The following is a 21,494-nucleotide window of genomic DNA, read 5'->3' as shown; positions in this document are numbered from 1 at the left end:
GTGACAAAATTTGATAAATTTAAGGAAGGAAGTGCACAGAATGCCCCCTTTTGCCAAAAGAGAAATTAAAAATTCTTTTATAAAGTTACTAACAGAAAGACCGATTTCCCAGATTACAGTGAAAGATATTGTAGAGGACTGTGGTGTGAATCGAAATTCATTTTATTATCATTTTCAGGATATCCCTTCTTTATTAGAAGAGATTATTGTGGAGATGACAGCGAAGGTGATAGAGAATTTGCCGGAGGAATCTACTTTTGAAGAGAAAGTCACTGCAGCCTTGAAAGAAATCAATTTAAATAAGAGAATGATTTATCATATTTATGGTTCATCTAACAGAGAATTTTATGAGAAACAGCTCATGAAGATTTGTGAGCATGTGACACGTACTTATATTCGTTCCAGGGAGTATTCGGAAAGAGTAGATTCAAAGGATTTGGAATTTGTGATAAGTTATTTAAAATGTGAGTTGTTTGGCCAGCTTATTGACTGGCTTAATCACGATATGTCATATGATATTGTGGAACATTCTCGTATACTTTGCCGAATGTTTGCAGGAAGTATGCGTATGGTATGTCAAAAATATAAAATAATATAAATTAATATGAAGAGATTTGCAAAGAGTAATTGCAATCTTAAAAATAACATGCTACAATGTACTATATTTCGAGAAATACGATGAGGTAAGAGAATAGCAGAGAAGATTTCGAGGGAGAAGTCCATCTGGGCTTCTCTGTTTTTATGTAATCGGAGAAGGAGTATACAAAGCTTATAATAATGGGGCATGAAAGATATCTTCGGATGAGTTGCAAATTAATCGTAAATCATAAGATGATTTCGTGTGTATACTATACAGCAGCGATGCATTTTCTCTACTTTCTTAGTTCGGAAGTGTTTTTCCCAACAATACAAATTATATAGAGAGGAAGAAGTATTATGAAGAAAAAGATCATTAGTATGTTTTTAGCAGCAGCAATGGTATTAAGTCTTGCTGCTTGCGGAAGTTCAAACACAGCAAAGTCAGAAGGTTCTACTGATGCAGGAAAAAAGACTTTAAAAGTAGCAATGGAGTGTGGATACGCACCATATAACTGGACACAGTCTGATGATTCTAACGGAGCAGTTCCTATTAAAGACAGTTCTGACTATGCGTATGGTTATGATGTTATGATGGCAAAGAAGATTGCCGATGAATTAGGATATGACTTACAGATTGTAAAGCTTGACTGGGATTCCTTAATTCCTGCTGTACAGTCCGGACAGGTTGACTGCGTTATCGCTGGTCAGTCCATCACATCAGAAAGACTGCAGATGGCAGACTTTACAGAACCATATTATTATGCATCCATCGTTACACTTGTAAAGAAGGGAAGCAAGTATGAGAATGCAAAGGGTGTGGCAGACCTTGCAGGTGCTACATGTACTTCTCAGCTTGGAACAATCTGGTATGATAAGTGCCTTCCACAGATTAAAGATGCCAACATTCAGGCAGCACAGGAATCTGCACCAGCTATGTTAGTTGCATTAAACAGTGGAAGAACAGACGTTGTTGTAACAGATATGCCTACAGGAAAGGCAGCATTAGTTGCTTACCCTGACTTTAAATTACTTGACTTCTCAGGAAGTGACGATAATTTTAAAGTATCTGATGAAGACATCAACATTGGTATTTCTGTAAAGAAGGGTAATACAGAATTAGTTGACAGCATCAATAGTGTTCTTTCTAAGATGACAAAAGATGACTACAACAAGATGATGGATGAGGCTATTTCTGTACAGCCTTTATCTAAATAGTAGTCTGGAGGAGAATAGGTCATGAATTTGGCTGATATGAATTTTGGGCAGAGAATTGCTTATCTGCTGCAGCAGTATGGAACATCTTATTTAAAAGGTGCAGGTACTACATTAGTTATAGCAATTATTGCTACAATAATCGGATGTATTATTGGTTTGGCAATTGGTATTGTGCAGACAATACCGGAAGATAAGAAGAGAGACAGTCTGCCAAAAAGAATTATTTTAAAGCTTGTAAAAATTATTTTAAAAATTTATGTAGAAGTATTTCGTGGAACACCTATGATTGTACAGGCCGTATTTATTTATTACGGTGCATCCCAGTTATTTAATATTCAGATGGGAATGTGGCAGTCTGCATTTATCATCGTATCTATTAATACAGGTGCTTATATGGCAGAATCTGTCCGTGGCGGTATCATCTCTATTGATCCGGGACAGATGGAAGGTGCGAAAGCAATCGGTATGAACCATTTTCAGGCAATGACAAATGTTATTCTTCCGCAGGCTTTCCGTAATATTCTTCCGCAGATTGGAAATAACCTTATTATCAATATCAAAGATACCTCTGTATTATCCGTTATTGGTATTACCGAATTATTCTTTGTGCATAAGAGTGTTGCAGGTGCATTATATACTTACTTTGAATCCGCAACGATTGTAATGATCATCTATTTGATCATGACGCTGATTTCTTCAAGATTATTAAATCTGTGGGAGAGAGCGTTAGATGGTAATGACAGCTACGAGGTAGTTGACAACATGGACATTGGAACACAGTTAGGTTCTAAAAAAGCAACAAGGGAGGGAAGATAAATGAGTGAGAATAATAAAATACTTGAAATTTCCCACCTTGTAAAAAGCTTTGGTAACCATGAAGTATTACGAGACATTGACTTTAGTGTAGAAAAGGGAGATGTTATCTCTATTATTGGTGCTTCCGGTTCTGGAAAGTCCACCATGCTTCGCTGTGTCAATCTTTTAGAAACTCCAACGGGAGGCAATATTTACTACCATGGAAAAGATATCACAGATCCTAAAATGGACGTATGTACGTATCGTGAAAAAGTAGGAATGGTATTCCAGAGCTTTAATCTGTTCGCAAACTTAACCGTACTTGAAAACTGTATGGTCGGTCCGATCAAGGTAGCAAAGAAGAGTAAGGAAGAAGCGAAAGAGCTTGCGATGAAGTTCTTACAGAAAGTAGGAATGGACCCTTACATCAATGCAAAGCCAAAACAGTTATCCGGTGGTCAGAAGCAGCGAGTTGCCATTGCAAGAGCTTTAGCAATGGAACCGGAAGTTCTTTTATTTGATGAACCAACATCTGCACTTGACCCACAGATGGTAGGAGAAGTATTAAATGTCATGACTGCACTTGCAAAAGAAGGTATGACAATGATCATCGTTACCCACGAAATGGCATTCGCCAGAGACATCTCCAGTCATGTAATCTTCATGGCAGACGGAGTGATTGAAGAAGAGGGAACAAGCGATGACATCTTCAAAACACCACAAAAAGAAAAAACAAAAGAATTCCTGAGTCGCTTCAGAAATCTTTAAAATACTGATTTGTAGATTTAGTACAGACGAAAAAAGAAAAAATAATACATCCCATCTGCTCTGTAGTCGCTGTGTTTAAGATGCTCATCCGCATCTTAAACACGCTCCCAAGCCGCATCTGGGATGTATTATTTTTTTCTTTTTTCTGGCTATCTAAATCTGCAGTTGGAGAGAATGGAAATTAGTATTTGAATCTTGGATGGGAATAAGGGGCTTGCCCAGAAGTCTATGGTTTTCACTGCTATTTTCTAATGGCGAAATAGTTCTTTGATTAAAAATCATAATTTTCTGGAGAATCCCCTCGTTTTTTGAGGCAAAATGGAGCGTTTAGCGTAACCAAGAAAAATCAAACTTATACAAATTCTCTTTTTTACCATATTTCTCTTGCAATTCAGCAAAAAGTTCTATTACAGCGGCTGTCTAACCTCATTCTACAAATCAGTCAAAAAACAAGGGGATTTTCCAAAAGTCTACGCTTTCTATTCAGATGGAAACTTCCAGAAAAAATGTGTCAATCATTTAGACTTTAATCCCCCGAGAATCCATAACCTTCTGGAGAATCCCCATTCTCGCCAACTATGGATTTAAAATAGTCAGAAAAAAGAAATAATATCTTATCCCAGATGCGGCTTGGGAGCGTATTTAAGATGCGGACGAGCATCTTAAATACAGCGACTATAGAGAAGATGGGATAGGGTATTATTTCTTTTTTCGTCTATACTAAATCTATAAATCAGAATTGTATATCCAGTCCTGAACGGTTTCTATAGAGAGATTTACCGCTTGCGCAATCTGTTCAACCGACATTCCCATTTCAAGAAGAGAAAGGGTAGTTTCTTTTTTAGCTTTTAGTTTCCCGGATTGTTCTCCTCGCAAAAATCCAGACTGTTCTCCTTCATTATAGATTTCTTCTAATTCCTGACACATTGTTTTCACTCCTTCCTCTGTTTCCTTTAGTTGATGTACTCTAGTTGCAAGAATATTATTATACATTTTGCCTGCTTCTTTGCAATGTAAGTCATGCATTAAGCGGCCTAATTCGGTATCGTCCTGTTTTTTCGAGTTTACATATAAAATATGTTGACCATCTTGAAATATATCTTCGGTTTCTTTGATTCTTCTTTGTATGTGGCTGATCGGTCGGTTGTATCCAAGGACATCGTTTTTAGTGATAAAAATGACATACGTTTCCGGCAGGCTGTCAAAAAGATCACCTGGATTTAGGAGATTCATATCCAGTAGACCGCAGTGGTATCTGGCTCTTTTTGGAGAAGCACCATCGTTTTCACCCTGAATCTCAACATTAAAAAAATTATTCTCTACATCTTTTGCCACGCAGTCTAAAATAGCGGAACGCCCTTGGAGATTTTTATAATCTTTCTGTAAGGTCTGGTCAATTACTTTTAGTTCCTTTTTGTTCATGATAACCTGAAGAATATATTCGGTACATGAGATTTCCTTTAATACATTCCGCATAAAGATGTCATTCATTATCGTAAAGTGTTTTATCTTTTCTTTATATCTTTCGTAGCGTTCTTCTAAGCTTTCTGGCTGTAAGATTATGGAATCTGTCATTTGCGCTACCTCCAATTATGATATATCAATGATTATTACATGACTATTATATACATAATTTTACATAAAAGTCAATGAGTATTTGAAAATGTGTCAATCATTTAGACTTTAATTCCCCGAGAATCCATAACCTTCTGGAGAATCCCCATTCTCACCAACTGTGGATTTAAAATAGTCAGAAAAAAGAAATAATACCCTATCCCAGATGCGGCTTGGGAGCGTGTTTAAGATGCGGATGAGCATCTTAAATACAGCGACTACAGAGCAGATGGGATAGGGTATTATTTCTTTTTTCGTCTATATTAAATCTACAATATAATAGCACTTACTTGCTTCTATATCAATCATGGAGTATACTGACTTTACTTAAACACAGGAGGAAAATAAAAATTATGATAAAAATGGTTATGACAGATATTGATGGAACATTGATTAAAGATGGGACTTTGCGAATCAATCCGGAATATTATGAGGTGATTGAAAAGCTTGTTGAAAAAGGAATCGTATTTGTGGTTGCTTCAGGAAGACATATGATTAGCATAAAAGAGGTGTTTGCACCTGTTATGGATAAATTATGGATTGCATCTCAGAATGGTAATGTAGTATCTCATAATGGGAAGTCGAAAATTATGAAGCCGATTCCGCAGGAATGGGGAAAAGAATTATGGGAACAGTTATCGAAATTTGATCAGCTAGAAGGACTTTTGAATACACCAACGAATACATATTGTCCTTTTGAGGGAACGCCAATGCATAAGTTATTAATAGATGGATATCATTATGATACGATTGGAACGGGAGGATGGAGTAATGTTCCACAAGAAGATTTCAGTATGATGACGATGTATCATCCGGAAAACATAGATCAGATTTGTGAGAAATATATAAAAGATAAATGGGAAGGAAAACTAGAGTTTTTAAATTCGGGTAAGTATTGGATTGATGCTGTCAGGCCGGGAGCAAATAAAGGAACGGCAATGAGGAGTATTTGTGAGGAGCTGGGGATTTCACGTGAAGAAACGATTGCTTTTGGGGATAATATCAATGATATTGCGATGCTTGAATATGCGGGGAAGGGATATGCGGTTGATACTGCAAGAAAAGAAACGAAAGAAGCAGCAGATGAAATTATACCAGGATATGCAGAAGATGGAGTGTTGAAGGTATTAAAAACTTTTTTGTCTTGAACATATGGGGGAGAAACCTCGGCGTTGCCACTTAATGTATTGAATCATAGAATTTTTTATTTGTTTTGCTAATAAAATCATAGAATTTTTAATGTGAATCTAAAAATATTCTATCGTTTCTTGTTAAAAAATCGTTTATACTGGCAATATCAACAAAAACCGAGGAGGGTAATAATAATGAGAAAGAAAATTGTAGCAATGATGATGGCAGCAGCTTTAGTAGTTTCTACAGCAGCATGCGGCAGCAGTGGGGGAGATACTAAAGGAGAGGCTAACACAGGAAGTGAAGCAGCAGCAACTTCCGAAGTAGCTAACAAGGATAAACCACTCGTATGGTTTAACCGTCAGCCTTCTAACAGTTCTACAGGTGAACTTGACAAGACAGCTCTTAACTTTAACAAAGATACTTACTATGTAGGTTTCGATGCTAACCAGGGTGCTGAAGTTCAGGGTCAGATGGTTAAAGAGTATATCGAGAAAAACATTGATAAAGTTGACCGTAATGGTGACGGAGTTATCGGTTATGTTTTAGCAATCGGTGATATCGGACATAACGATTCTATCGCTCGTACAAGAGGTGTTCGTAAAGCTCTTGGTACAGGTGTTGAAAAAGACGGAGAACTTAACAGTGCTCCTACAGGAACAAACACAGATGGAAAAGCTGCAGAGGTTAAAGACGGAGAAGTTGAAGTTAATGGTAAGAAATATGTAATCAGAGAGCTTGCTTCTCAGGAAATGAAAAACTCCGCAGGTGCTACATGGGATGCAGCAACAGCTGGTAACGCAATCGGAACATGGGCTTCTTCTTTCGGAGATTCTATCGATTTAGTTGTATCTAACAACGATGGAATGGGAATGTCAATGTTTAACGCTTGGTCAAAAGATAACAAAGTTCCTACATTTGGATACGATGCTAACAGTGATGCAGTAGCAGCTATCGCAGAAGGTTACGGCGGAACAGTCAGCCAGCATGCCGATGTTCAGGCTTACCTTACACTCAGAGTACTTCGTAACGCACTTGATGGTGTTGACGTAGATACAGGTATCGGAACAGCTGATGAAGCTGGAAACGTACTTAGTGAAGATGTATATAAATATAACGAAGAAGACAGATCTTACTATGCATTAAACGCAGCAGTTACAGCAGATAACTATAAAGATTTCACAGATTCTACAGTTGTTTGGGAACCAGTATCTAATCAGTTAGATTCTTCCAAACATGCAACAAAGAAAGTATGGCTTAATATCTACAATGCTTCTGATAACTTCTTAAGCTCAACATATCAGCCACTTTTACAGAAATATGATGATCTTTTAAATCTTGATGTAGAGTACATCGGTGGTGACGGACAGACAGAATCTAACGTTACAAACCGTCTTGGAAACCCAAGCCAGTACGATGCATTTGCAATCAACATGGTTAAGACAGATAACGCAGCTTCTTACACAGCTATTTTAAATCAGTAGTTTCTAACTATTTAGAGCGTACAGATTTTCAATTTCAGATGTTTCAGATTATGTAGTTGAACATACTTGCATATAATGAACATATTTTTGAGAATTTATAGTGATGTTAACAAAAAGTTAACAAGGAAGGTTTCAGGGAGAAGTTATTCTCCCTGAAATTTTCAAGAAGTAAAGAAGTAATATCAGTAAATATATTAGTTATAGGAGCAGAAAGTATGGAGGATAAGAGAGACGATACTATCTTATCGATACGTGGTATGAGTAAATCATTTGGCCGAAACAGAGTACTTGACCACATCAATCTTGATGTGAAGAGAGGAACTGTTATGGGTCTTATGGGAGAAAATGGTGCCGGTAAGTCAACAATGATGAAATGTCTTTTTGGTACATATCAGAAAGATGAAGGAAGTATATATCTGGATGGAAAAGAAGTAAACTTTTCCGGTCCGAAGGATGCACTGGAAAATGGAATCGCGATGGTACATCAGGAATTGAATCAGTGCCTTGAAAGAAACGTAGTGGATAATCTTTTCCTTGGAAGATATCCAGTGAATTCTCTTGGAGTAATTGATGAAAAGAGAATGAAGAATGAGGCATCCAAGTTATTCCGTAAGTTAGGTATGACAGTAAACTTGGATCAGCCTATGAGAAACATGTCTGTATCTCAGAGACAGATGTGTGAAATTGCAAAGGCAATTTCTTATAATTCTAAAGTAATTGTATTAGATGAGCCTACTTCCTCTCTTACAGTACAGGAAGTAGATAAGCTTTTTGAAATGATGAGAATGTTACGTGATCAGGGAATTTCCCTTATCTATATTTCTCATAAGATGGATGAAATCTTTGAAATCTGTGATGAAATCTCAGTACTTCGAGATGGAAATCTTGTTATGACAAAGAGTGCAAAAGAGACAGATATGAATGAGCTGATCGCAGCGATGGTAGGACGAGTTCTTGAGAACCGTTTCCCACCTGTAGATAATCAGCCGAAAGATGTTGTGTTGTCGGTTCAGCATTTGTCAACAAAGTTTGAGCCGTATTTACAGGATGTTTCCTTTGATGTACGAGAAGGAGAAATCTTTGGATTATATGGTCTGGTTGGAGCAGGCCGTACTGAATTGTTAGAGACGATTTTTGGTATACGAACAAGAGCATCAGGACGAGTTTATCTGAACAATAAACTTATGAACTTCAGTTGTGCAAAAGAAGCGATGGATTATGGATTTGCGCTTATTACAGAGGAACGAAAAGCGAATGGTCTCTTCTTAAAAGGAGATTTGACCTTCAATACGACGATCGCAAACTTACATGCATATAAAAGTGGAGCTGCCATTTCCGATTCTAAGATGGTAAAGGCAACTGCAAATGAAATTAAAGTCATGCATACAAAATGTATGGGCCCTGGAGATATGATTTCAAGTCTTTCCGGTGGAAATCAGCAGAAGGTTATTTTCGGAAGATGGCTGGAGCGTAGTCCACAGGTATTTATGATGGATGAACCAACTCGTGGTATCGATGTTGGAGCAAAATATGAAATTTATGATTTGATTATCAAGATGGCAAAAGAAGGAAAGACAATTATTGTTGTTTCTTCTGAGATGCCGGAGATTCTTGGAATTACAAACCGTATCGGTGTTATGTCAAATGGACATCTTTCCGGAATTGTAAATACCAAGGAAACAAATCAGGAAGAACTTTTGAGACTGAGTGCAAAATACCTATAATTAAGGGAGAAGATAGATATGGCAAATGGTGAAATTCTTACGGCTGAACAGGAAAGACAGCTGAGACAGCCAATTGATGAATATGTTGGTAAAATTCAAAAAGAAATTGATGAATTAAGAGAACATGGTACAGCAGAAGTAATTGAGTACCAGAATCTTATCGAAAGTGTAAAAAGAGATAAAACTCTCTCTAAAGGAGAGAAAGAATATGAAATTAAAGAATTTGAGGCAAAGTTAAATCAGGCAAAAGCTGTGGAAGCACAGAATAAAGATAAAGTTGCAAAACTGATCGCAGATGCAGAAGGTTACCTGAAAGAGAACTTTGAAAAACTGTATTATAATGCAGTAAAAGAAAGCTGTGAGGCAGAAAAAGCGAAAGCTTTAGAAGACCATAAACAGCGTCTTGCTCAATTAGAAAAAGAGCATAAAGAAGCACTGGCAGGTATGTCTGACCAGGTTGAGATTAAAGAAGAGAATTACGTACATAAGAACCGTATTTCTAATGAAAAGTTAGAGCTGGAAAAAGAAAAACAGCGAATTAAAGACAGAAAACACGATGCCCTTACTTATAAGTATCATCTTATAGATTTACTGCGTTTGTCAGATTTCACATTCGCAGAAGAGATGGCACAGAAGTGGGAGAACTATAAATATACATTCAATCGTAGAACATTCCTTTTACAGAATGGATTGTACATTGCTATTATTTTAATCTTTATTGCATTATGTGTGATCACTCCTATTAAAAAAGGAACCCCTCTGCTCACATATAATAACGTACTGAACATTCTCCAGCAGGCTTCCCCTAGAATGTTCCTGGCACTTGGTGTAGCAGGATTAATCCTCCTCACAGGTACAGACTTGTCTGTTGGACGAATGGTTGGTATGGGTATGACCGCTGCAACTATTATTATGCATCAGGGTGTAAATACTGGTTCTGTATTCGGACATATTTTTGATTTTACAAACATTCCAGTTGTTGGAAGAGTAATTTTAGCTTTAGTTGTATGTATTGTTTTATGTACGGTATTTACAAGTATAGCAGGATTTTTTACAGCGAAGTTCAAGATGCATCCATTCATATCGACAATGGCGAACATGCTTGTAATTTTTGGTTTAGTAACTTATGCAACAAAAGGTGTATCCTTTGGTTCTATTGAAGCAACCATTCCAAATATGATTATTCCTAAAGTAAATGGATTCCCAACAATTATTTTATGGGCACTTGCTGCTATCGTAATCGTATGGTTCATCTGGAATAAAACAACATTTGGAAAGAATCTTTACGCAGTTGGTGGAAACCCAGAAGCTGCAGCAGTTTCCGGTATTTCTGTATTCGCAGTTACACTTGGAGCATTCGTTATGGCTGGTATCCTTTATGGATTCGGTTCCTGGCTTGAATGTGCGAGAATGGTAGGTTCCGGTTCCGCTGCTTATGGACAGGGCTGGGATATGGATGCCATTGCAGCCTGCGTAGTTGGTGGTGTATCCTTTACTGGTGGTATTGGTAAGATTTCCGGTGTAGTTACTGGTGTATGTATCTTTACAGCATTAACATACTCCCTTACAATTCTTGGTATTGATACAAACCTTCAGTTCGTATTCTCAGGTATCATCATTCTTATCGCAGTAACACTTGACTGTCTGAAATACGTACAGAAGAAATAATTAAAATTCCTCTTTGGTAATAATAAATATATGAGAAAATAGTGTCGGCAGAAACGGTCTGAGGATCGTAGCTGCTGGCACTATTTTTGTTGTGCTGAGATTTACTTATGTTTGGAAAATTGATATAATAGTAATAAATGAGGAGAGAGGTTATGTATACATTATTATTAGTTGATGACGAAGAAGAAGTAACTCAGATAATTGCAAAAAAGGTAAAATGGAACGAATTAGGATTTTCCGTTGTAGGACATGCAAATAATGGACTAAAAGCGTTAGAAATGTTAGAGGAGATCCAGCCGGATGTAGTGATGACGGATATTCGGATGCCATATATGGACGGGCTGGAATTATGTGGTCAGATAAGAGAAAAATATCCGGCAACGAAGTTAGTTTTATTTACTGGATTCGATGATTTTGAATATGCTAAGGAAGCGGTACATCTTGAAATTGAAGAATATATATTAAAGCCATTGAATGCTGCAGAAATCACAAAAGTTTTTGAAGATTTAAAGAAGAAATTAGATCAGGAAATTAATGAAAAGAAAGGTGCAGAGCTTCTTAAAAGGTATTATAAGGATTCTCTGCCGCTGCTGCAGGCGAACTTTTATTCAACACTGATAGAAGGAAGGGTTCCGGAAGAGGAACTTGGCAAGTATATTACGAACTATGAGATTGATTTTGCAGGTCCATGGTATGCCTGCATTATTATACATACTTCAACAACACAGGCACCGAAAGATATAGATGTTCAGCTTTTAGCTATTTCTGTTGACCGGCAGGCTGGAGAGAGACTAGAAGAGAAGTGGAGAGGAAAGCGATTTAATTATTTAGGGGATACGGTAATGATCGTTCAGTTAGAAAGCAAAGAAGAAGTTTCTGAACTTACGGATTCCTGTGATCGTTTTTGTAAATATGTGAATCATATGATCGGAGCAGTTGTGACGGTGGGAGTTGGCCAGGTCTGTGATAACATCCTTGAGCTTGTGAAGTCTTATCAGAGTGCAAGAGAAGCCGTTTCTTACCGGGTACTATATGGAAGTAACCAGGCAATTAATTTAAAAGAGATCGTTCCAAAAAGAAAGGTAGCGACAGAGGCGGCTGATGGAACAGAACTGGCACATCTTTTTAAGATGATCTGTCTTGGGAAGAAGCCGGATGTTAAGAGTGCAGTAGAACGCTATATGGAACATAAGATTGTTCCGACAAAGTCTCTAGAGAAATATCACGTAGCAGTAATGGAACTTATCAGTGAAATGTATCATTTTATGGTGAATAATGAACTGGATGCTCAAAAATTATCCGGTGGGGCAGGGCAGTTATATACGCTGCTGAGCAATATGGAACCACAGGTACTTGAAAAATGGCTTTTAAACTTGTGTCTGGCATTACATGAAGATATGGCAAATGCCAGAGATCATTCAAAGAGATCTCTTATTGATCAGGCAAAGGAATATGTACACAATAATTATCAGGAAGAGTCACTTGGTTTAGATGATATATGCAGGGAACTAGGAGTTTCTAATTCTTATTTTTCCAGTATATTTAAAAAAGAAACAGGAAAGTCTTTCGTTGGTTATCTTACAGGTTATCGTATGGAAAAGGCAGCCAGAATGCTTGTAGAGACAAATGAAAAGAGTTATATGATCGCAAAAAGTGTAGGATACACAGACCCTAATTATTTTAGCTATGTATTTAAACGACAATATGGGGTATCCCCATCAAAATACAGGACAGAGTATGAAAACATTTAAGAAGGGATGTAAAGAAAAATTATTTATGTATAAACCGGGAAATATACAGACAACATTGATGGTTGCATTTTCTGTTATTTCCGCAGTGATCATGCTGTGTATGGGAAGTGTGATGTACTTGCGTTTTTCCAGTATGTCAAGGCAGGAGATATTAGAAAATAATCAAAAATTAATGGATCAGACCATAGAGAGTGTGGAAGATTATCTGATTAATATGCGGCAGATATCGGATGCCTTATATTACGATATTATAAAAGAAAGTGATATTTCCAGTCAATCAGATAAGATTCACAGTGGGATGAATCTTTTATATGAAGCGAACAAAGAAAATCTTCGCAGCATTGCTATTTATAACAAATCCGGAAGTCTGATGGAAGCAGAACCTGTTGTGGCACAAAAAGAAGATCCGAACGTGACAAAACAGGAGTGGTTTATGCATGCGATGAATCAGATGGAAAATATTCATTTTTCCACACCGCATGTGCAGAATTTATTTGATGATGGGTCCAGCCGGTATTACTGGGTTATCTCTTCAAGTCGTGTTGTCGAGCTGACAAATGGAAGTAATACACAATTAGGCGTGCTTCTTGTTGATATGGATTATTCAGGAATTGCAAGAATGATGGATAGAATTAATACTGCGGGGAGCGGCCAGTATTTTTATTTGTGTGACAGTAATGGACAGATCATCTATCATCCTCATCAGGTGCAGCTTGATAATGGAATGAAAAATGAGAGCAGTAAGAAAGTTGCGGCAGCAAAAGAAAGTGTGTATGAAGAAAGAGTTAATGGAGAGCGGAGAGAAATTGTTGTAGATACGATTGGTTATACAGGCTGGAAGTTAGTCTGCGTTATGCCATATTCTATTTTTTCAAGTAAGATGCTTGACATAAAGCAGTTTGTGCTTATTCTGATTTTACTGATGATGATGATGCTTACATTAATTAACCGTCTTATATCCGTAAGAATTTCACGTCCGATCATGAAGCTTAATAATTCAGTTACAGAATATGAAGAAGGAAAAGAGCCAGAAATTTATATTGGAGGTTCTCGTGAAATTCGCCATCTGGGAAGATCTATTCGAGAATCTTATAAACAAAATACAGCGTTAATGCAAAAAATCGTATGGGAACAGACAGAGAGAAGAAAGAGTGAATTGGAAGTTCTCCAAAGTCAGATCAATCCGCATTTTCTTTATAATACATTGGATTCTATTACATGGATGATTGAAGGAGAAAGGAATGATGAGGCCGTATTTATGATTTCTCAGCTTGCAAGACTTTTCCGTATCAGTCTTTCTAAAGGACATACGATTATTTCTATTAAGGATGAGCTGCAGCATGCACAAAGTTATATGAATATTCAGAAGGTACGCTATAAAAATAAATTTCAGATTTCTTTTGATATCGCACCAGATATTTTGGACTGCTGTATCGTAAAGCTGATCTTGCAGCCCATCTTAGAAAATGCGATTAATTACGGTGTAAGAGAAATGGATGACTGTGGAGAAATTATTGTTCGTGGAAGCAGACAGAAGGATGAAATTCTTCTGACTGTAACAGATAATGGAATGGGAATCCCAGAAGAGGAAGTAGAATTTCTTCTCACCGATACGAAGAGAGTACATAAAAAAGGTTCCGGTGTGGGACTGGTAAATGTAAATAACCGAATAAAGATTTTATTTGGAGAGCAGTACGGATTACATATTGAAAGTGAATTAGACGAAGGAACAACCGTTTCAATCAAAATACCGGCAATTATTTATTCAGAGGAAAACCGGAAGAAGTTTGAAAGTTCGTCTCAGAAAGATAAACAGGAAGAAACATGAAGAATGGAAAAAGAACCTTTATTTTAACCGAAATTGTTTTAGGGCTTCTGGTTGCAACGTTAGCTTTTTTTATGCTGTATAATAAAAATGAGCAAAAAGCAGAAAGAATTGCTGTGATTATTCCTGATATAGAAGAGAGCCAGTGGTCCGCCTTTAAATATGGACTAAAAATGGCATCGCAGGAATACGGAGTGAATACGGTACTGATCAGTAAGGCGAATATCAATATGTCGGAAGATGAGATAGAAGTCGTTCAGCAGGAAATTGATAAAGGTGCCAATGCAATTATTGTAAAGATGGTTGGAGGCAGTAAAGAGTATTCCAAGCTAAAAAAAATACAGAAAAAGGTACCGATAATGCTGGCGGGAGAAAGTCCTGATAACGTAGAAAAAAAATCAGCTATTCCGGTAACGGAGCCGGATCAGTACGATATGGGTGCCGCTTTAGCAGGAAAACTTCTTGAAAATAACAATGGAAATCTTAGAGGAAAGAAAATAGGTATTTATACAGAGAGCAGTCATTCAGGAGCAGATAGCAAGCGTGAAAAAGGAGTTCGTGATACATTAAAGGATAGCGGAGCAAAAATTTTATGGTCAGTATCCCACGATGAAGGAATAAAGAAAAAAGCAATATTACAGTCACAAAGAAAGGTAGATATTGTTTTAGCACTGGATGATACTAGTCTTGTAGAGGCCGGAGAAGCTGCAAAACAAAATAATTTATCTGGAGCAATCGTATATGGAATCGGTAATTCCACCGAGGCTGTATATTATCTTGATACAAGGTGGGCAGAGTGTCTTATTGTATCTGATGAATTTACGGCAGGTTATCAATGTGTTGCTGAAACAGTCAAGAAGTTACGTACATCATTTTATCAGATGGAAAATCAGAAAGTACCATATACTATACTTACCAGACAGAACCTTTTCTCACAGGAAAATCAGGATTTGTTATTTACACTCAGTCAATAAAACGAGACAAATAAGCAGTCCCAATATGATTTGATGAATGAGATTTATACATATAAAAATATAAAGTAAAAGAACAGATAACAGGAGGACAGCATGAAGATAAAAATCACAGGAATAATCATAATGGCAGTGTTTGCAGGGACTTTGATTTTTTCTATGTGCAGTAAAAACCAGCCCAAAACGGATCATCAGATTTATATAGGTGTTGCCTGCTATGATCAAAAGGATACCTTTATTGGAGAATTGTTAGATTCATTTAAAGAGGAATGCAGTTCAATGGAAAAACAGGGTTATGCCATAAGTATGACGATCATGGATGCGGCAAAGTCACAAAGAGTTCAGAACGATCAGATAAAACAGATGATAAATGATGGATGTAATGTTTTGTGTGTGAATCTGGCAGACAGAACAGAGCCGTCTGAAATTATTGATGCAGCAAGAGAAAAAGATATTCCAATTATTTTCTTTAATCGTGAGCCAGTAGAAGAAGATTTGATGCGATGGGATAAACTTTACTATGTAGGAGGAAAGGCAAAGCAGTCGGGAGAATTACAGGGAGAACTTGCAGCAGACTACATTAAAGACAATAAAAAAGTTGACAGAAATAACGATGGAAAAATACAGTATGTTATTTTGGAAGGAGAGATGGGACATCAGGATGCAATCATCCGTACAGAAAGTGTCGTAGAATGTCTAAAAGCCAATGGAATTGCATTGGAAAAACTAAGCTATCAGATTGCAAACTGGAATCGTGCCCAGGCACAGACGAGAATGATGCAGCTGATCGGAGAATATAAAACAGATATAGAGATGGTAATCGCAAACAGCGATTCTATGGTACTTGGAGCGGTAGATGCTTATGAAAAGCTTGGATACACAGAATCCAATATCCCAGTTTTCTTTGGAATTGATGGCACGAAAGAAGGATTAAAAGCAGTGCAGGAAGGAAAAATCGCCGCAACGGTATATAACGATAAAGAAGGACAGGCAAAAGCGATGGTAAAACTTATCACTGCCGCAGTCACAGGAAAAGGAATGGAGAACATTACATTCGAAAACAAAAAATGTGTTTATTTGCCATATAAAAAAGTAACAAAAGAAAATGTATCAAGCATGATTCCATAAATAAAAAACAGAATTCCCTGTCATAGTTTATAGTAGGGAATTCTGTTTTGTTTTTGCTTTTTCTTAATAGATTACATAATTATAATATTTTTGGCAGGGCAAATTATAATTATATTGTTTCAAAAATATAATTTGTGGTAGATTCAAATTTTTCCCCTTTTCTTAAAATAACAGAAGGGTTTTCTTCGGTATGAATCGCATTTGGCATAAGCTGTGTTTCCAGAGCAACGCCTTCTCGGTTTTCATATACTCTTCCTGCTTTTCCGATACAGCCATCCTTCAGGAAGTTACCAGTGTAAACCTGCACAACAGGAGCAGTCGTTGAGATAACAAGTCTTCTGCCAGAAACCGGTTCTTCTAAAGTTAACTGTCGTTCCTCTCCCTTTAATACAAAAGAATGATCATAGCCGAAAGCATTCTTTAACTGAATATGATCCGCTTCAATATCCTGTCCGATTTTCTTCATTTCATTAAAATCAAAAGGAGTATCCTTTACAGGAAGCAGTTCACCCGTTGCAAGACAAGTATCATCTACGCAGCCGATATAATCTGCATTAATCTGAAGGGAATGTCCTGTAACTTTTTCTAATGTGTTAGAAAGATTGAAATACAGATGGTTTGTAAAGTTTACGACAGTATCCGCATCCGTATCTGCTTCATAATGAATGGAAAATGTATTGTCATCTAAAGTGTACGTTACATACAGATTCAGATTACCCGGATAACCCTCTTCTCCATCTTTTGAAAGATAGTGGAAACGAAGACCATTCTCTAAAGGAGTCACATCAAAGATTTTCTTATCAAATCCTTCTTTTCCCCCATGTAAATGATTCTTTCCATTATTGGCATAGAGTTCATAAGTCTTTCCATTTAATGTGAAACGTGCATCTCCGATTCGGTTAGCAACACGACCGATGACAGCTCCAAAATAAGCAGGATCATTTGCATAGTCATCAATATTCTTAAGACCAAGAATCACATCAGACCTTTTCCCTGAAGCATCAGGTGCAAGGATTTCCATAATTCTACATCCCATATTTACGACAACAAGCTTCAAAGCTTCATTCTCCATAGAGTAAAAACGAATGCCATTATCCAGTTCTTTTAATAGTTCTACTTTAACCACAATAATCTCTCCTTCTCATAGATTAAGATATTAGAATCACAAGGTATTTTGTCCCTAATATCATATTAAGGTGCTAATCTATATAAAATTATAGCAATTCTATAAAATGTGTCAACAGATCAGTCAGCCAATATAAACATATATTATCATGTCATTTTATAGAAAAACATTTGATATTCTACTCAAAAAATATAAATTTTTACTATTTGATTCATTAGGGAAACAGACGAAAATAAAAAGAATAGACTATCGCAACTGTAAAGATATCACTGCGTAGAAAATGCCTGTTCGGCATTTTTACTTGCTCTCACATTACATTTGCGATAGTCTATTCTTTTTATTTTCTGCTTGTTGGCTCCAGAAGGAATGAATACAATAGTCTTTGGCGAAGAGAAGGGGGAGTGGTCAGAAATCTACTGCTTGTTCGAAAGATATCTCTGTCATGGAATTTTATTTACCTGTTCTCACATTTCATTTACTATGGTCTATTATTTTTATTTTCTGTGTGTTGGTATCACATGGAATGAATGTAATAGTCTTTGGAAAAGAGATGGGGAAGGAGTCAGAAGGTTATGACTTATTCTGATACTATCTCCGCGATGCTGTCAATGCTGATAAGATAATATTGTCAGCTATCATTGTATACGATAAATTCACTACTATATTGTGGCAATATATCATTTTTCTCTTCTGGATGGTATACCTTTCGAGCAAGCAGTAGTCTTCTGACCTCTCTCCTTATCCATTACAAAAACCATTGCATTCATTCGTTCTGGAGCCAAAACACAGAAAAAAGAAATAATCCCATATCCCAGATGCGGCTTCGGAGCGTGTTTAAGATGCGGATGAGCATCTTAAACACAGCGACTACAGAGCAGATGGGATATGGGATTATTTCTTTTTTCGTCTGTTTCCCCTAATGAATCAAATAGTTAATCTACTTGACGTAGGAAGACAGATAGTATAAACTGTGTATAGCATAATGTATTAGACTAGAGTGTTAAATTATTAAATTAAAAGAAAAAGATTTGCAAAGGAGAAGGATATGAGCAATAAAGAAATCCCTTACAAAATTTATCTTGAAGAGAATGAGATGCCTGACAGCTGGTATAATGTGCGTGCAGATATGAAGAAGAAGCCGGCACCTTTATTAAATCCAGCAACATTAGAGCCTTTAAAACCAGAAGAATTAGAGCCTGTTTTCTGTAAAGAATTAGTGAAGCAGGAGTTAAATGATACGGATGCCTATATTCCAATTCCACAGGAGATTAAAGATTTTTACAAGATGTATCGTCCATCACCATTAGTACGTGCATACTGTTTAGAAAAGAAGCTTGGAACACCTGCAAAGATTTATTATAAATTTGAAGGAAATAATACAAGTGGAAGTCATAAGCTTAATTCTGCAATTGCTCAGGCTTATTATGCAAAGCAGCAGGGATTAAAGGGGGTTACTACAGAGACAGGAGCAGGTCAGTGGGGAACTGCACTTTCTATGGCATGTGCGTATTTTGATCTTGATTGCAAAGTATATATGGTTAAAGTTTCTTATGAACAGAAACCTTTCCGTCGTGAAGTAATGCGTACGTATGGAGCAAGTGTAACGCCATCTCCATCTACAACAACAGAAGTTGGTAAGAAGATTTTAGAGGAACATCCGGGAACAACAGGAAGCCTTGGCTGTGCGATTTCAGAAGCAGTTGAGACTGCAACGAAGCATGAAGGGTATCGTTATGTTTTAGGAAGTGTATTAAATCAAGTACTTCTTCACCAGTCCGTCATCGGATTAGAATCAAAGATTGCCATGGACAAATACGGAATCAAACCGGATATTATTATCGGATGTGCCGGTGGTGGTTCTAACCTTGGTGGTTTAATCTCTCCATTTATGGGAGAAAAGCTTCGTGGAGAAGCTGATTATCACTTTATTGCAGTAGAGCCGGCTTCCTGCCCAAGTTTAACACGTGGTAAATATGTTTATGACTTCTGTGATACCGGAAAAGTATGCCCAATGGCAAAGATGTATACATTAGGAAGCGGATTCATCCCATCTGCAAATCATGCAGGAGGACTTCGCTATCATGGAATGAGCAGTGTCGTATCTGAATTATACGATCAGGGCTTAATTGAAGCAAGAAGTGTAGAACAGACATCAGTATTTGAAGCAGCAGAGCAGTTTGCAAGAGTAGAAGGAATCTTACCTGCACCAGAAAGCAGTCATGCAATTCGTGTAGCTATTGATGAAGCTTTAAAATGCAAAGAAACCGGAGAAGAAAAGACGATTCTTTTCGGACTTACCGGAACCGGATACTTTGATATGGTAGCATATGAAAAATATAACAATGGTGAGATGAGCGACTATATTCCTACCGATAAAGATTTAGAAGCAGGATTTGCCGGCTTACCAAAACAACCGGAATAATAATGTAAACAGATTGTTTCTGTATTTTATTATAAGCATTTTTCAAACACGCTCTAGAGGATGATTATCGAATATCCTATAGAAGATTTAATTATCATATCTGGAGCCAGAGAACAGAAAAAAAGAAAGCCAGCCTATAGCAAAGGTAATGTCGGAGTAAGTAAAAATGCCGGTCAGGCATTTTCTACGCCGCGACTATCTTTACCTTTGCTATAGGCTGGCTTTCTTTTTTTCGTCTGTATCCGCTAAATTAAATCAAAAGATATACCATATATGCCAGGTACAGTCCGATGCAGACAATTCCTTCAAGTTTTGACATATGCTGCTTTGTTTTTGCAAAGATGAATAAAAGGATGCTGCTAATTAATAAAATGCCACAGTCGATGATCGATTCATTTAGTACGTGCAGTGGTGAAAGGATGGCTGAGAACCCGAGGATAAACAAGATGTTAAACAGGTTGGAGCCGATAGCATTTCCGAGTGCGAGACCGCTATCTCCTTTTTTGGTGGCAACAATGGAAGTTACCAGTTCCGGAAGCGAGGTTCCGATTGCGACGATGGTAAGTCCGATAAAGTTCTGGCTTACGCCGAAGTTGGTGGCAATGATGCATGCTTTATCAACGACTAAGTCACCGCCGAAGATGACTGCGGCGAGACCGGCGATCATGTAAATAATACTTCTTGGCAAAGAAAGAATTTTTTCCGGTTCGTTTTCTGATTTATTTTTGATTGCGTGACAGATCATGACGGCAATATATAAAATCATTCCGGCCAAGAGGATACCGCCTTCTATTCGGCTGAGTTTTCCATCAAGAAACATAAGGCATAAAATAAATGTGACAAGGATGTTGAGTGGCATATCTCTTTTTAAAATATCACGATTTGTTTTGAATGCAGATAAAAAGGCACATACCCCAACAACGACTAATCCATTGAAAATATTCGATCCGACAACGTTGCTGATGGCGATATCGTTACTTCCTGCAAGGGCGGCATTGATGCTGACGGAGGCTTCCGGTGCGCTCGTTCCCATGGCGACAATGGTAAGTCCGATTACAACACTGGGCACTTTCAGGATTTGGGCGAGAGAAGAACTTCCTTCTACAAAGAAATTTGCCCCCTTGATTAAAAGAACAAATCCGACTACTAGTAATACATATTCCATATATTCTCCTTTCTTGTGATAAAGGAAAATAAAAAAAGACCTTTATCACATCAAAAATAATTGTAATTATTCAAAATCATAGTAATTATAGTGAATATAAAATGATTCTGAAATAATTATAGATGATT

At 37.1% G+C, this 21,494-nt stretch carries 16 protein-coding genes; 13 read left to right on the top strand and 3 right to left on the bottom strand.

The genetic code is table 11. From position 1 onward, the window contains the following. Window positions 1–40 precede the first annotated feature (40 nt). The 4 genes from EHLA_RS13680 (at window position 41) to EHLA_RS13665 (ending at window position 3,357) form a co-directional block, all read left to right on the top strand. Window positions 41–598: a TetR/AcrR family transcriptional regulator gene (locus EHLA_RS13680; protein WP_096241180.1), complete on the top strand. Its 558-nt coding sequence runs from the start codon at window positions 41–43 to the stop codon at window positions 596–598. Window positions 599–936: 338 nt separating this feature from the next. Continuing rightward, a complete protein-coding gene (locus EHLA_RS13675) occupies window positions 937–1,794 on the top strand; it encodes a transporter substrate-binding domain-containing protein (RefSeq protein WP_096241179.1) in 858 nt (285 codons plus the stop codon). Window positions 1,795–1,815: 21 nt separating this feature from the next. Beyond that, window positions 1,816–2,610 (top strand): amino acid ABC transporter permease, encoded by a 795-nt coding sequence (locus EHLA_RS13670; protein WP_096241178.1) that lies wholly within the window; start codon window positions 1,816–1,818, stop codon window positions 2,608–2,610. Then, window positions 2,611–3,357 (top strand): amino acid ABC transporter ATP-binding protein, encoded by a 747-nt coding sequence (locus EHLA_RS13665; protein WP_096241177.1) that lies wholly within the window; start codon window positions 2,611–2,613, stop codon window positions 3,355–3,357. A gap of 726 nt (window positions 3,358–4,083) precedes the next feature. Here EHLA_RS13665 and EHLA_RS13660 read toward each other — a convergent pair. Further along, window positions 4,084–4,932 carry an Rpn family recombination-promoting nuclease/putative transposase gene (locus tag EHLA_RS13660; protein ID WP_096241176.1) on the bottom strand — a complete coding sequence of 283 codons (849 nt, stop codon included), beginning with the start codon at window positions 4,930–4,932 and terminating at the stop codon, window positions 4,084–4,086. Window positions 4,933–5,324: 392 nt separating this feature from the next. On the opposite strand from EHLA_RS13660, the gene EHLA_RS13655 reads away from it, so the two are divergent. The 8 genes from EHLA_RS13655 (at window position 5,325) to EHLA_RS13620 (ending at window position 16,653) form a co-directional block, all read left to right on the top strand. Then, on the top strand, window positions 5,325–6,119 hold the full coding sequence (locus EHLA_RS13655; protein ID WP_096241175.1) for an HAD family hydrolase: 795 nt from the start codon (window positions 5,325–5,327) through the stop codon (window positions 6,117–6,119). Window positions 6,120–6,296: 177 nt separating this feature from the next. After that, complete coding sequence (locus tag EHLA_RS13650; RefSeq protein WP_096241174.1) at window positions 6,297–7,586, top strand: substrate-binding domain-containing protein; 1,290 nt, start codon at window positions 6,297–6,299, stop codon at window positions 7,584–7,586. Between the two features lie 215 nt (window positions 7,587–7,801). After that, window positions 7,802–9,310: a sugar ABC transporter ATP-binding protein gene (locus tag EHLA_RS13645; RefSeq protein ID WP_096241173.1), complete on the top strand. Its 1,509-nt coding sequence runs from the start codon at window positions 7,802–7,804 to the stop codon at window positions 9,308–9,310. Window positions 9,311–9,328: 18 nt separating this feature from the next. Continuing rightward, complete coding sequence (locus EHLA_RS13640; protein ID WP_096241172.1) at window positions 9,329–10,978, top strand: galactose/methyl galactoside ABC transporter permease MglC; 1,650 nt, start codon at window positions 9,329–9,331, stop codon at window positions 10,976–10,978. A 152-nt stretch (window positions 10,979–11,130) separates the two neighbouring features. Then, complete coding sequence (locus EHLA_RS13635) at window positions 11,131–12,729, top strand: response regulator (RefSeq protein ID WP_096241171.1); 1,599 nt, start codon at window positions 11,131–11,133, stop codon at window positions 12,727–12,729. Next, on the top strand, window positions 12,716–14,557 hold the full coding sequence (locus tag EHLA_RS13630; RefSeq protein ID WP_242970731.1) for a sensor histidine kinase: 1,842 nt from the start codon (window positions 12,716–12,718) through the stop codon (window positions 14,555–14,557). Before EHLA_RS13635 ends, EHLA_RS13630 begins: the two co-directional genes overlap by 14 nt. Further along, entirely contained in the window at window positions 14,554–15,528 is a 975-nt protein-coding gene (locus EHLA_RS13625) for a sugar ABC transporter substrate-binding protein (RefSeq protein ID WP_096241170.1), read from the top strand. Before EHLA_RS13630 ends, EHLA_RS13625 begins: the two co-directional genes overlap by 4 nt. A 93-nt stretch (window positions 15,529–15,621) precedes the next feature. Next, window positions 15,622–16,653 carry a galactose ABC transporter substrate-binding protein gene (locus tag EHLA_RS13620; protein ID WP_096241169.1) on the top strand — a complete coding sequence of 344 codons (1,032 nt, stop codon included), beginning with the start codon at window positions 15,622–15,624 and terminating at the stop codon, window positions 16,651–16,653. 109 nt (window positions 16,654–16,762) lie between these two features. On the opposite strand, the gene EHLA_RS13615 is transcribed toward EHLA_RS13620, so the two are convergent. After that, window positions 16,763–17,779: an aldose epimerase family protein gene (locus EHLA_RS13615; RefSeq protein WP_096241168.1), complete on the bottom strand. Its 1,017-nt coding sequence runs from the start codon at window positions 17,777–17,779 to the stop codon at window positions 16,763–16,765. A gap of 1,045 nt (window positions 17,780–18,824) precedes the next feature. Between EHLA_RS13615 and EHLA_RS13610 the strand changes: the two genes are divergently transcribed. Continuing rightward, complete coding sequence (locus tag EHLA_RS13610) at window positions 18,825–20,201, top strand: TrpB-like pyridoxal phosphate-dependent enzyme (protein WP_096241167.1); 1,377 nt, start codon at window positions 18,825–18,827, stop codon at window positions 20,199–20,201. A 250-nt stretch (window positions 20,202–20,451) separates the two neighbouring features. On the opposite strand, the gene EHLA_RS13605 is transcribed toward EHLA_RS13610, so the two are convergent. Beyond that, entirely contained in the window at window positions 20,452–21,366 is a 915-nt protein-coding gene (locus tag EHLA_RS13605) for a calcium/sodium antiporter (protein WP_096241166.1), read from the bottom strand. Between the last annotated feature and the right edge of the window lie 128 nt (window positions 21,367–21,494).

Origin of the sequence: Anaerobutyricum hallii (assembly GCF_900209925.1) — a bacterium.
In the GTDB taxonomy this organism is placed as follows: domain Bacteria; phylum Bacillota; class Clostridia; order Lachnospirales; family Lachnospiraceae; genus Anaerobutyricum; species Anaerobutyricum soehngenii.
This window is presented reverse-complemented; position numbering and strand designations above follow the sequence as displayed.